We start from the raw sequence: 12182 nt of genomic DNA, 5'->3' as shown, positions 1-12182 counted from the left end.
TCGAGTCGGAGCCAGGATCGTCGAGCGAGCCACGTCGCATCGATGCCGCGGGACGACATGCGACGGCTGCCGCGGCCACCATCGGCGGCTGCGACAGCCGGACCAGGCGGTGCCCGCAGGTGTGCTCGAGGACCAGCGGGGGCCCGCAGTGCCCTGACGGTCACCAGGTCGGCAGGCTGTCGGGGTACAGCAGCGTCACGATCCCGCTCCAGAGGGCCATCGCGGGGACGGCCTCGGCGTCGGCCGCATTGACCATCACCACCACGCTCGTCTCCTCCTCCGGCAGGTGGCCGACCATGTCGCTGTAGCCGAAGATCGAGCCGTTGTGGCCGACCCAGTTCCCGAGCTGGAGGACGCCGAGGCCGTACTGCACCCGGAGGCCGGTCGAGGTAAGCGGCGTCCACTCCTGGCGCAGCCGGGCGGTCTCCGGGGCGAGACCCGTCCCGCTCGCCAGCTGCTCGGCGTAGCGGATCATGTCCGGCACGGTGGAGATGACCGCACCGGCGGTGGACGGGACCTCGGGGTTGCTGAGCGTGACGTCCCGTGGCTCCTCCGCGGCAGGGTCCGCCGGGGTCAGCTCGCTGTCGGTGTTCATGTAGCCGTGGGTGTACGGCTCCGGCAGGGCCGCGGTGGTGGGATACGACGCCTCCTGGAGGCCGAGGTCCTCGATCACCGAGGTGGTGTACTGCTGTGCCGAGCGGCCGGTGACCCGCTCGATGACCAGCCCGAGCAGGACGTACTCCGAGTCGGAGTACACGGTCGCCTGGCCGGGTGGAGTGGCCTCGTCGGCGTGCGCGCGGATGATCTCGAGGACGTCGTAGGGGGACCACCCCGGCAGGAGCGGGTCGGCGACGTACCGGGCCATGAACTCCTCGTCCCGGACGAAGCTGTACACGCCGCCGCGCATGCCCAGGAGGTGGCGCACGGTGATCTCGTCCCCGTGGGGGATGTCGGGGACGTACTCCTCCAGAGGGTCGTCGAGGGACAGCCTCCCCTGGTCGGCGAGGCGCAGCACCGCCTGGGCGGTGAAGGTCTTGGTCACGCTGGCGATGCGGTAGTGCACGTCGGTGGTCATCGGGGTCCCTGCGGTGTCCGCGGTCCCGTAGGCCTGGAGGTAGCTCCCCCGGACCGGGTCGGAGATGCCGACCACCGCGCCGGTGGCGCCGGCGGTCAGCGCGGCCCGGGCCAGTGCGTCGACCTGTGCGGCGAGGTCCGGGTCGAGGGTCGCGGCCGGGGGAGGAGCCGACTCGGCCGGGGGAGCGGGGGTGGCCGTGAAGCCGGTCGTCCCGGCCCCGGCGAGCACGGCGAGTGCGAGGGCGGCGGGGCGCATCCATCGGCGCATGAGGAACAGCTCCTCCCGTGGAGGGAACGGTGTGGTGTCCGCGTGGCCGGGGCCCCGTCGTACCGACCCGGTCTGCCAGGGGGTGCCGGTCAGTCGGCGTAGAGCTCGGCGATCACGGCCTTGGCGAGCTCGACGGCCGGGCCCTCGCCGCTGGGCGCTGGGGCGGTGGAGGCCCAGGTGACGACGGTGATGTCCCGGACCGGGTCGTGGCCCATGAAGGAGTTGGTCCCGGGCAGCTCACCGCTGTGCCCGTACACGGGCCCGAACCTGGCCAGGCCGAGCCCGTAGCCGGGGCTGGCCGGGTCGTCCGGGTCCACCGGCTGGACGCTGGCGATCCGCTCCTGCTGCAGCTGCGGGCTGAGCAGGCACCCGTCGACCAGTCCCTCCACGTAGTCGGCGAGGTCCGGCGCGGTGGAGATCCCGGCGCCCGCGGTCCACCCCCAGGAGGGGTTGGTGTCGGTGACGTCCATCGGCTCCAGGGTGCCGGCGCGGGCAGCGGCCTGGACCTCCGGTGGGAGCACGAGGCTGTCGATGGTCTCCACGTTCGTGCCGAAGGTGTACATCTGCGGGTGCGGTTCCGGGATCGAGGCGTCGGTCAGCGCCGGGAAGGAGGTCTCGCCCAGCTCCAGCGGGTCGAAGATCCGGTCCTGGAAGGCCTGCTCCACCGGGACCCCGGTGAGCTGTTCGATGATCACGCCCAGCAGCACGTAGTTGGTGTTGGAGTACAGGAACCCCTCGCCCGGGGGGAAGGCGGGCGGCTCGGCGAGGCCGATCGCGAGCAGTTCCTCTGGATCCCACACCCGGCCGGGGTTGCTGTCCATCTGCTCGTTCAGTTCCAGGTCTTCGGTGTAGTTGGCCAGCCCGCTGGTCATGTCCAGCAGCTGGGCGATGGTGATGTTTTCCCCGTTGGGCACGTCCGGGCGGTACCGCGACACCGGGTCGTCCAGGGCGATCCTGCCCTCGTCGACCAGCTGCAGGATCACGGTGGCGGTCCAGGTCTTGGTGTTGCTGCCGACCCGGACGTGGTCGGCGAGCGTGACCGGCTCGGTGCCGTGCCAGGTCCGCGTGCCCATCGTGGTGGCCCAGTCGCCGAGCTCGGGGGACCGCACCAGGACGGCGGCGCCGGTGATCGCCAGGTCCCTCATGATCCGGTCGAGTTCGGGCTGGACCGCCGCGGCGTACGCCGGGTCCTCCGGCGGCGCCGCCGCGCTAGCGGGCGACGCGTTCGCCGGGGCGGGAGCCACGACCAGCAACGCGACCGCCGTCGTCGCGATCGAGGCGGCCAGCGCACCGGGTGGCCGGGAACGACGGGACCCGCACGAGCGCTCTGCAGCTGTCATGGTCGACCTTCCGATGGGTAGCCGGTCAGGGGGTGTGCGTCCGTCCGCACCAGGTACGCTTCCCGGCCCGGTGCACCGCCGGGTGTCACAGCGCCTGCTGGAAGGCCGCGGCGACGGCCGCCACGTCCTCGTTGGCGTCGTGCAGACCGGTGGGCACGTCGGGGTACGTCGCCCCACTCATGGACAGCGAGAACACCAACCGCTCGCCCCGCTCGGTGGTGAGGTAGCCGGCGAGGCTCTGCACCTTGTACAAGACGCGGCCCGTGGTGGGGTCGACGTCGACGCTCGTCCCGGTCTTGGCCGCGACCTCGCCCGCGGCGGGACCGTCCTGACCCGTGCTCGCCAGCGTCCCGCTCACCCCGAGGACGGGCTGGTCGGCTGCGAACTCCTCGCCCCAGGGTTGCGTCTGCGCCCACCTCATCCAGGCGACCATCTGGTCCGGGGTCGTCGAGGCCGGGTCGGCGCCCTGCCCGTCGAACAGCACCACGTCCTCGGCGACGACGCCGGCCCGGTCGAGCTGGGAGTGCACCGCCTCCAGCCCGTCGAGGCAGTCCGGCGAGCCGCCGTGTACCGCGAGCAGGCACATCAGGGCGTTCGCGCCGGTGTTGTAGCTGGTCTCGAGGATCATGCGACCGAAGGCCCGCATCGTCGGGGAGGTCAGGGCAGCCACCCGGTCCTCGGCCGGGTAGGAACCCGCGGGCGGCAACCCCGCCTCGTCATTGGGTCCGACGGCGGAGGAGGTGACCGTGACCCCGGCGCGACCGAGTGCCTCGACGAACAGGGTGCGCGCCCATGACGCGGCGTCAGGGACGCGGTAGATGGTGAGCTGGGACGTGCCGGCCGCGATGGTGCCGCTGACCGTGACCGACGTGGGATCGCCGGGATCGGGGGTCACGGTGAGCGACGTCGCTGTGCCCGCGTCGGTGGTGGTCACCGTAGAGGTCACGGTCACGGCCTGGGTCTGCGGGCGGAGGTCGAGGACGGCGGGCTCCCCGACACCGCCCGCCGCCACCGTGATGTCCAGGATGTTGTCGTTGACGTAGATCGACGGTGCAGGTCCCTCCTGGCCGTCGAACGTCTCCCACAGCCGGGTGTCGACGACCACGTCGCCGGCAATCTCGGTGACGCCTGAGGCGGCCACCTGCCGGGCGAGGTCGTCCAGGCCGGCCAACGGGTCGTCCGGGACGAACGCCGCGTTCGGCGCGACGTCGCCGTAGACGTGGTCGATGGTGTCGGCGGTGAACGCGTGGTCGACGCGGCCGCTCATGGCGCCGCGGCCGCCCATGGCGAGGTCTCCCGACGCCACCAGCACGAGGTCGCCGGCGAGGACGCCACCGGCCGGCTCGGCCGTCGCGTACACCGGCGTGGTGAGCGTGGCGTCGGTGCCCAGCGTCGCGTACGTGGTGCCGACGGTGAAGTTCTTCGCGGTCGACGCGGTGAAGACGGACTCCCCGGCACGGCCGGCCAGGACGACTCGGCCCGTCTCCGCCTCGGCGACGGAGTAGAGCCACCGGGCCGTCTCGAACTCCGGCTTGGACATGATGGCGGCGGCGGCGGCGGGGAGCTCGCCGACCTGCGGCTGGGGGCCGGGTCCCTCGCCCGGCGAGGCGGAGGACCCGGTCGACGAGGTGAACGCGGTCAGCACGACGGTCGACACGAGCAACGGGAGGGCAGCCGCTCGGCGGTTCACGTAGCCGACCCTGGCGACGCCGTGACCGCCGGGCAATGGAGCGGAGTGGCCCGCCGACCTGGACCTGGGTACAGGGTCCCGGGCGAGTCGTCGCCGGTCCGAGGCTGCACCGAGCGCGCGTCGCCGGTGCCATGCTGCCCCGATGCCGCATCGGGGAGGTGTGCGATCGCCGCTGGCGCGGGCGCTGGTGGTGAGCCTCGCGCTGATCGGCGCGTTCGGTGCCGTCGTCGCCGGCGTCGAGATCGCCCTGTTCGCCGACCAGCGAGACGCTCGGTGGTGGCTGCTCGCGTTGTTCCCCGCCGGGGGACTCGTCTACCTGGCCGGAGGTCTGGAGGCGTGGCGGCGCCGGCCGAGCAACCGGACCGGGCCGATCATGGTCATCGGGGCGCTGTCGTGGTTCGTGGTCGCGCTCGCCAACACCGCGACACCCGTCCTGGTGGCGGTCGGGGTCGTGCTCGCCACCACCCCGCTCGCCGTGGTGGTGTGGCTGCTGCACGCCTTCCCGTCCGGACGCCTCCGCTCGCGCACCTCCCGCCTGACGGTGGTGGGGGGCTTCGTGGTGTCGTTCGTCCTGCAGGTCCCGACCTACCTCTTCGATCCCCGTGCCAGCCCGGGCGGCATGCTCTCCGTCGGTCACCGGGCGGATCTCCTCTCCGCCGGTACCTGGCTCCAGCGAGGTGCCGGGCTGGTCGTCATGCTGGTGACCGCGGGTGTGCTCGTCGACCGGCTGCGTTCAGCCACGCCCGGCCAACGCAGGGTCCTGCTGCCGCTGTACGCCTACGGGATCCTGGCCGTCCTGGCAACGCCGCTCGGTCCGCTCCTGGGTCCGTCCGCCGGGCTCTCGGTCGCGCAGGTGGTCGGGCTCCAGATCGTCCTGCTGGCCGGGGTGCCCGTCGCCCTCGCGACGGCGATGCTGCGCGGGGGGTTCGCCAGGACGGCCGAGATCCAGGAGCTCAGTGCCTGGCTGGCGTCGTCCGCCGCCACCCCGGAGCTGGTCGCCGATGCCCTCGGGCGTGCGCTCGGGGACCCGTCGCTGCAGGTCGTCTACGCGTCGCGGGACGGGCGCGCCTTCGTGGACGGCGACGGCGCCGCGTTCGACACGTCGGCGCTGGGAGAGCACCGCGGCCTGGTCGACATCGAGCTCGGGTCGAGACGGATCGGCGCCATCGTCTACGACGCGACGGTCGTCGACGACGCCGAGTTGGTCCGGGGCGCGGGTCAGGTGGCCGCCCTCGCCATCGACCACGACCGGTTGACGGCCGAGCTGCGGGCCAGCCATGCCGACCTGCAGCAGTCGCGCGCCCGCCTCGTCGAGGCGGGCGACCGGGCGCGGCAGCGCATCGCCCAGGACCTGCACGACGGTCTGCAGGTGGAGCTCGTCCTGCTGGCGCTGGAGGCACAGCAACTGGCTCGCGTCGACGGGTCGGCCGACCTCCCCGGCGCGGCGACGCGCCTGCGTCTCGGCATCGACGGTGCCGCCCGGCAGCTCCGGGGGGTCGTCCACGCCCTGATGCCGGCCGCCCTCGTCGAGCGGGGCCTGACCGCGGCGATCGAAGACCTGGTCGATCGCATGCCGCTGCCCACCCGGCTGGCGGTGACCGCGGTCGACGGGCGCCTGCCGGCGCCGGTCGAGAGGACGGCCTACTTCGTGGTCGCAGAGGCGCTGACCAACGCGGTCAAGCACGCCGCGGCCGAGAAGGTGACCGTGACGCTCGAGCGCGCGCCGACGCGGCTCGTCATCGGCGTGACCGACGACGGCGTCGGCGGTGCGACCCAGGAGGGTGGCGCGGGGCTGCACGGCCTCGCCGATCGTGTCGACGCCCTCGGCGGCCGGTTCACCGTCGAGAGCCCGGCCGGCGGAGGCACCCGTCTGCTGGTGGAGCTGCCGTGCGGGTCGTGATCGGTGAGGACGAGGCGCTGCTGCGAACCGGGCTCACGCACGTGATGCAGGCGGCCGGGTTCGACGTCGTCGCCGCGGTCGGGGATGCACACGGGCTGGTCCGCAGCGCGGGAGAACACGTTCCCGACATCGTCGTCACCGACATCCGGATGCCGCCCGATCACGAGGACGCGGGCCTGCGGGCGGCGGTGGAGATCCGCCGGGAGCGCCCCGAGATCGCCGTCCTCGTGCTGTCGCAGCACCTCCAGCGCGCCTACGCCGTCGAGCTGCTGGGCGATCGCCCGTCCGGCGTCGGGTACCTCCTCAAGCAGCGGATCGCCGACATCGACACGTTCACGGACGATCTCCGCCGCATCGCTGCCGGCGGCACCGTCCTCGACCCCGAGGTCGTGAGCCTCATGGTCGCCCGCGCCCGGGGGCATCACGATGCGCTCGACCGGCTGACCCCTCGCCAGCAGCAGGTGCTGGCCCTGATGTCGGAGGGCCGGACCAACGCGTCGATCGCCCGGACCCTGTCGATCACCGAGCGGGCGGTCGTGCAACACACGTCCCACATCTACGACGAGCTCGACCTCGCGCCCAGCGAGGACGACCATCGCCGAGTACTGGCGGTGATCCGCTACCTCTCGTCCTGAGCGGCTCATCGAGCTCCCCTGCACGGCCTCGGTCGACACTCCCGTGACGCTCACCAGCCCTCTGCACCCTCGCCTCGCCCGCTCCAGGAGCCGGGCCACCCTGGCCGTGGGCCGCGATCCCGAGGAGCTCCTCTCCACCTGCCCGGGCGGGATTCCGTCCGGGCAGGCACCGGGCCACCCCCGGTGATCGCCCCGCCGGGTCGGTGATCCTGTCATCGTGGGCCAACGGATGACGCGGCACTGGCTCATGCGTGCGGACCAGGTGTCCTGCAGTCGCAGCGCAGCGACGTGCCGACGTGATGTGGGTCCGCGCCGAGCAGAGCCGTTCCGGGACCCGGCACCTGACACCGGACGAGGTGGTCGCCGGACGGGGCCATCGAACGGGATCGACGTGGGATGGCGTCTCACCCCGGCCCGGGGCGCTCCGCACCGGTTCGACACGAGGCCCCTTTTCGTCCGCACCGCCCCGAGTGGATCACCCGGACACGCGGTGACGCGAGCGCTGCCGGGCGACCACGCAGCAGAGGGACTCGATGAGGCCGGGTACCCCATGGTGATCTTCGACCACGGCGAGTAGCTTCTGGCAGCACTGTCGACGCAGGGCAATCGATCGCTCACTGACCGAATCGAGCGCCGGCACCCGGCACGGAGATCAGTTGGATCGGTGAGTCGCCCGTACCCGATGACCCTGGGAGTCGGCATGATCCGCACCACTCAGCCGCACGGCCGCATCCGTGCTGCCCTCGTGACCAGCGTCATCGCAGCGCTGGGCGTGGCTCTGCTCGCGCCGTCCGCGCACGCCGCGCCGTCGACGAGCCTCTCCGTCGTCGCCGCGCCCGAGGTGACGTGGACGGCATGCCGGGACGGCTTCGAGTGTGCCGTGGTGCCGGCTCCGCTCGACCACGGCGACCTGAAGGGCGAGCAGATCGGCATCTCGGTGATCCGGCTGCCCGCAGGAGAGCCCAGCCGACGCATCGGCTCCCTGCTGGTCAACCCGGGTGGCCCCGGCGGATCCGGGGTCGACGTCGTCCGCGCGGTCGCCAAGATCCTGCCGCTGGAGTTGCGGGCCAGCTTCGACATCGTCGGGTTCGACCCCCGTGGGACCAACCGCAGCACGCCGCTGCGCTGCTTCGACACCCTGGAGCAGGCGATCGCGACCCTGCCGCCTATCCCGTTTCCCGACCTCCCGGAGGAGGAGGAACTCCAGCGGGTGTCCGACGACGCACTCGCCGGCGCGTGCGCCCAGCACGGCGGCGCCATCCTCGACCACATGTCCACCGCCGACACGGCCCGCGACATGGACCTGCTGCGCGCGGCGCTCGGCGACGAGCAGCTGACCTACCTCGGCTTCTCGTACGGCTCGGTGCTCGGGCAGACCTACGCCAACCTGTTCCCCTCGCGCGTCCGCGCCCTCGTCATCGACGGTGTCCTCGACCCGGTCGCCTGGACCACCGGTCACGGCGAGGAAGCGGTGAGCACTCCGGTCGGCACCCGCATCGGCAGCGCCGACGGGTCCGAGCGCACCCTCGACGAGTTCTTCCGGCTGTGTGATGCAGCCGGTCCGGACTGTGCCCTGGCCGGGAACGCGAGCGGCCGGTACGCGGAGCTGGCCGAGCGGCTGCGCGCGCACCCGGCCGCCACCGTCGACCCGGTCACCGGCGCGACGTTCAGCGTGACCTACAACGACCTGATCGCCGTGACGGTGGGCGCGCTGTACGCCCCGTTCATCTGGCCCGACTTCGCCGCCCTCCTCGTCGACCTGGAGCAGCAGCTCTCGCCGGCTGCGCTGGGGCAGCGTCTGGCCGTGGTCCGCTCCGAGCTCGGGCTGGAAGCTGCGGAGCAGGAGCCGTACCCGAACGTCGTGGAGGCCTTCCCCGGCGTCACCTGTTCCGACAGCGTCAACCCCCGGTCCTTCGCGACCTGGCAGTCGGCCGCTGACAGCGCCGAGGCCCGCTTCGGCCGTTTCGGCCGGTTCTGGAACTGGACCGCGAGTGCCTGCCGGTCGTGGCCGAGCAGCGCCGGGCAGGACCGTTACCCGGGCCCGTGGACGGCGCCCACGACCGCGGCGGTGCTGGTCGTCGGTAACCACTTCGACCCGGCCACCCCCTATCAGGGCGCTGTGGCGGCGTCCCAGCTGCTGCCCGGTTCCCGACTGCTGTCCTACGCCGGATGGGGGCACACCGCCTACTTCAGCGCCGGCAACTTCTGCGTGGACAGCCACGTCACCCGGTACCTGGTGACCGGCGACGTGCCCGCGGCCGGCACCGTGTGCGAGCCGGAGGGCTCACCCTTCGGACCGACAGAGGCGGCAACCCCGGAGGACACCCGGGCCCGGACCGCCGTGAACGCAGCGGCCGTCCCGGAGGCCGTACGCCGTGCGCTCCAGGCCCGGTGATGCCGTGGCGAGATCTCCCGAGCACGCGTTCGGGGAGGTCGGTGACGGACTCGGCGTGCTCGAGACCTCGGGGCGCCCGGACCTCGTGTGCCGCGTCCGTGGGCTCGGACGGCCACTGCTGCGGTAGCGAGCCGTCGCGGGGTGGGCGCCGAGCAGTGCAGCTCGCTCCACCGAGGACTGCCGCCCGTTGCCTTCCTCCCGCCTCCGGTGAGGGGCTCCTGGTCACCCGGCACTGATCGCTCCGTCGCCGGTGATGCGGGGGTGTGGTCACCGGGCCTGGTCGTACCGGTGACCCGCTGGTGGCGACACGGCCGCCCAGGGGAGTGGTCCCTGCGTGACGTGGCTGCCGGCATCCGTTGCTCGACCGACCGAGGCGCCGTACCCGCCCTGCTCACGGGCCGCGATGTCGGCTCCGGTCCCACAGGTGCTCACGCGTCGCCGCAGCACCGACCGGAGGAGCGGCACCAGGCCACGGGGCCGCCATCGGACCCGCGACCCTCTGGGGCGACGACGGCGCACGCCGACCGCCGGAGGAGGTGACGCTCCGGTGATGACCGCGTGATGGCGGCGTCCCTACGGTGCGGCTGCCCTGATCGCCGCACGCACAGACTGTGGGTGACGCACCATGACCAGTTCAGTTCCTCCTGCCGGATCCACCCTCTCGACCTCGGTCGACGAGTTGCTCACCGCTGCCCTCGAACGAGGAGGTGACAGCCACGAGACGGGCCGGGTGATCATGACCTTCCGCGAGGGCGCAGGTGATGCCGGAATCCAGTCCCTGGTCTCGAGCGGGTTGCAGGTGGCCGACGCGCGCGACTTCAGTGACCAGGCCCTCGCCGTCGAGGACGCCGGCGACGCGGAGGTCCTCGTGTTCCCGGAGATCGGTGCAGCGGTGATGACCGGTCCCGCTGCCGAGGCGCACGGCATGACCGCGCAGTCGACCCTCACGGCCAACAGCCCGGTCGGGTCCATCGAGCCGGAGTACTTCGCCTTCGCGGACCAGGGGACGGTGGAGGCCTTCGGGACCCGGGCCCCGGCGAGGGGAGCTGACGGCGTCTCGGAGTACCTGCGTGGTTTCGTGCAGGCGGCCGAGGTGATCGCACGTGACCTCTACAACGGTCGTGAGCAGCGGATGGCGGCAGAGGAGGAGGCACGGGCACTCGGCACCACCTGGGGTCTGGCCGCCTGCGAGGTCCCCCCGAGCACGCGCACGGGCGCCGGTGTCAAGGTCGCCGTGCTCGACACCGGGATGGACCTGCAGCACCCGGATTTCACCGGCCGGGCACTCCAGTTCGCGTCCTTCGTCGGGCAACCGGTGCAGGACCTGCACAGCCACGGCACCCACTGCATCGGCACGGCCTGCGGTCCCAAGGCTCCCCCCGGGAGCACCCCTCGGTACGGGATCGCCTTCGGCTCCTCGATCTTCGTCGGCAAGGTCTTGTCGAACACCGGGTCGGGCACCACGGCGAGCGTCCTGGCCGGGATGAACTGGGCCATCGCGAACCGGTGCGAGGTCATCTCCATGTCCCTCGGCTCGCAGTCGCCGGAGCAGGCCGCCTACACCGCGGCCGGCCGGGCCGCGCTGACCAACGGGCTGCTCATCGTGGCCGCTGCCGGTAACGCATCGGCGGTCACCGGTGCTCCGGCGAACTCGCCGACGGTCATGTCGGTCGCGTCCGTCGACCGGACCCTGGCGCCGTCGTCCTTCTCCAACTTCGGCAAGGTCGAGATCGCCGGCCCGGGACGCGACGTCCTCTCGTCGGTGCCACGGCCCACCCGCTACGGGACGAAGAACGGGACGAGCATGGCCACCCCGCACGTCGCCGGGTGTGCGGCCCTGTGGGCGCAGACCTCATCCTCGCTCCGCGGCATGAACCTGTGGCGGAAGCTGCAGGAGACGGCGAAGCACCTGCCCCATCCGGCCTCGCGGGTGGGAGCGGGGTTGGTGCAGGCTCCGTGACGGCGGCCGCGGACCGCCGGGACAGTCCCGGCGGTCCGCGGCACATGGGCACCGGACGAGGAGCAGGCGCGGTGGAAAGCAGCAAGCGGTGGGTCGTCACCAGCGATGGGCATCGCGATCTCGCGCAGGTCGCCGCGGATCTGACCGTCCGCGGCTTCACGACCGAGCAGCTGCTCGATCAGATCGGCGTCGTCATCGGGACCGCCCCGGACGATGCGCTCGGTCGGCTGCGCAAGGTGTCCGGCGTCGCAGACGTCTCCCCCGAGACGCAGATCGACATCGGCCCGCCGGACGCGCCGACCACGTGGTAGCCGGGCTCGGTGTACGCCGGCGGAGCCGGCGGCCTCGCCCGCGGGCCGCGCTCTCGGCCGCCATCTCGGAGCCCGCCCGTCGGCCGAGGGAGTCCTGACGCCCCCACGGCGCTTCGCCTCCACCCTGCTCCTCGGCGTCGGTACAGCGGCGGCGCTCGGGCTGCAGGCCGCTCCGGCCGGACGGTCGCCACCCCCGATGGCGGTGCGGTGCGCCGGCCGGCACTGCGGACGACACGGTGCACCTTGCGAGCGCGGAGCGCCCGGGCACGGGGCCGGCGCACCTCCGCCGGGACCTGCACCCCGGCCCGAGGCCACCGCCACCGGACACCCGCGGATCGACACCCCGTCGACAGCGACGGCGAGCTCACCCTGCGGTACGACAGCCGGCTGCACCACATCGGCATCGGCCGGGGCCACGCCGGCACACCCGTCCTGGTCCTCGTGCACGACCTACACGTCCGCGTCATCGCCAACCGCGGACGACTCCTGCGGGACCTCACCCTCGACCCCAGCCGGGACCACCAGGCACGACCCCCAGACGAACGATGTCCCGAGGCACTTGTGAACGGTGTCTCAGGACATCACATGAGTGTTCGAGGGGGGACGCGC

At 72.6% G+C, this 12182-nt stretch carries 8 protein-coding genes; 5 read left to right on the top strand and 3 right to left on the bottom strand.

What is annotated here, in order from left to right:
- Window positions 1–160: 160 nt before the first annotated feature.
- The 3 genes from BLW63_RS00170 to dacB all read right to left on the bottom strand — a co-directional run bounded on the left by BLW63_RS00170 (window position 161) and on the right by dacB (window position 4372).
- Window positions 161–1342 carry a serine hydrolase domain-containing protein gene (locus BLW63_RS00170; RefSeq protein WP_091150243.1) on the bottom strand — a complete coding sequence of 394 codons (1182 nt, stop codon included), beginning with the start codon at window positions 1340–1342 and terminating at the stop codon, window positions 161–163.
- A gap of 89 nt (window positions 1343–1431) precedes the next feature.
- The gene (locus tag BLW63_RS00165; protein ID WP_091150242.1) at window positions 1432–2682 is read right to left on the bottom strand and encodes a serine hydrolase domain-containing protein; all 1251 of its coding nucleotides are present in this window, start codon (window positions 2680–2682) and stop codon (window positions 1432–1434) included.
- Between the two features lie 85 nt (window positions 2683–2767).
- Complete coding sequence (gene dacB / locus BLW63_RS00160) at window positions 2768–4372, bottom strand: D-alanyl-D-alanine carboxypeptidase/D-alanyl-D-alanine endopeptidase (protein ID WP_244522252.1); 1605 nt, start codon at window positions 4370–4372, stop codon at window positions 2768–2770.
- Window positions 4373–4532: 160 nt separating this feature from the next.
- On the opposite strand from dacB, the gene BLW63_RS00155 reads away from it, so the two are divergent.
- From BLW63_RS00155 to BLW63_RS00135, 5 genes are all read left to right on the top strand, one after another.
- On the top strand, window positions 4533–6272 hold the full coding sequence (locus BLW63_RS00155) for a sensor histidine kinase (RefSeq protein ID WP_244522251.1): 1740 nt from the start codon (window positions 4533–4535) through the stop codon (window positions 6270–6272).
- Entirely contained in the window at window positions 6260–6907 is a 648-nt protein-coding gene (locus tag BLW63_RS00150) for a response regulator transcription factor (RefSeq protein ID WP_091150238.1), read from the top strand. The genes BLW63_RS00155 and BLW63_RS00150 overlap by 13 nt, the downstream gene beginning before the upstream one ends.
- 700 nt (window positions 6908–7607) lie before the next feature.
- Window positions 7608–9302, top strand: coding sequence for an alpha/beta hydrolase (locus BLW63_RS00145; protein WP_170856560.1), 1695 nt, complete (start codon window positions 7608–7610; stop codon window positions 9300–9302).
- A gap of 625 nt (window positions 9303–9927) precedes the next feature.
- Window positions 9928–11262: a S8 family serine peptidase gene (locus BLW63_RS00140; protein ID WP_091150235.1), complete on the top strand. Its 1335-nt coding sequence runs from the start codon at window positions 9928–9930 to the stop codon at window positions 11260–11262.
- Between the two features lie 71 nt (window positions 11263–11333).
- Window positions 11334–11573, top strand: a complete 240-nt coding sequence (locus BLW63_RS00135) for a hypothetical protein (protein WP_091150233.1) — start codon at window positions 11334–11336, stop codon at window positions 11571–11573.
- Window positions 11574–12182: the final 609 nt, after the last annotated feature.

The sequence above is a fragment of the Geodermatophilus africanus genome, assembly GCF_900107105.1.
GTDB lineage: Bacteria > Actinomycetota > Actinomycetes > Mycobacteriales > Geodermatophilaceae > Geodermatophilus > Geodermatophilus africanus.
The sequence above is the reverse complement of the archived record's forward strand: the minus strand, read 5'-3'. Positions and strand labels throughout refer to the sequence as shown.

Excerpts from the sequence above, each read along its gene's own strand:
- BLW63_RS00145 (WP_170856560.1), top strand. The coding sequence starts at position 7,608 with ATGATCCGCACCACTCAGCCGCACGGCCGCATCCGTGCTGCCCTCGTG.
- BLW63_RS00170 (WP_091150243.1), bottom strand. The coding sequence starts at position 1,342 with ATGCGCCGATGGATGCGCCCCGCCGCCCTCGCACTCGCCGTGCTCGCC.
- BLW63_RS00140 (WP_091150235.1), top strand. The coding sequence starts at position 9,928 with ATGACCAGTTCAGTTCCTCCTGCCGGATCCACCCTCTCGACCTCGGTC.
- BLW63_RS00165 (WP_091150242.1), bottom strand. The coding sequence starts at position 2,682 with ATGACAGCTGCAGAGCGCTCGTGCGGGTCCCGTCGTTCCCGGCCACCC.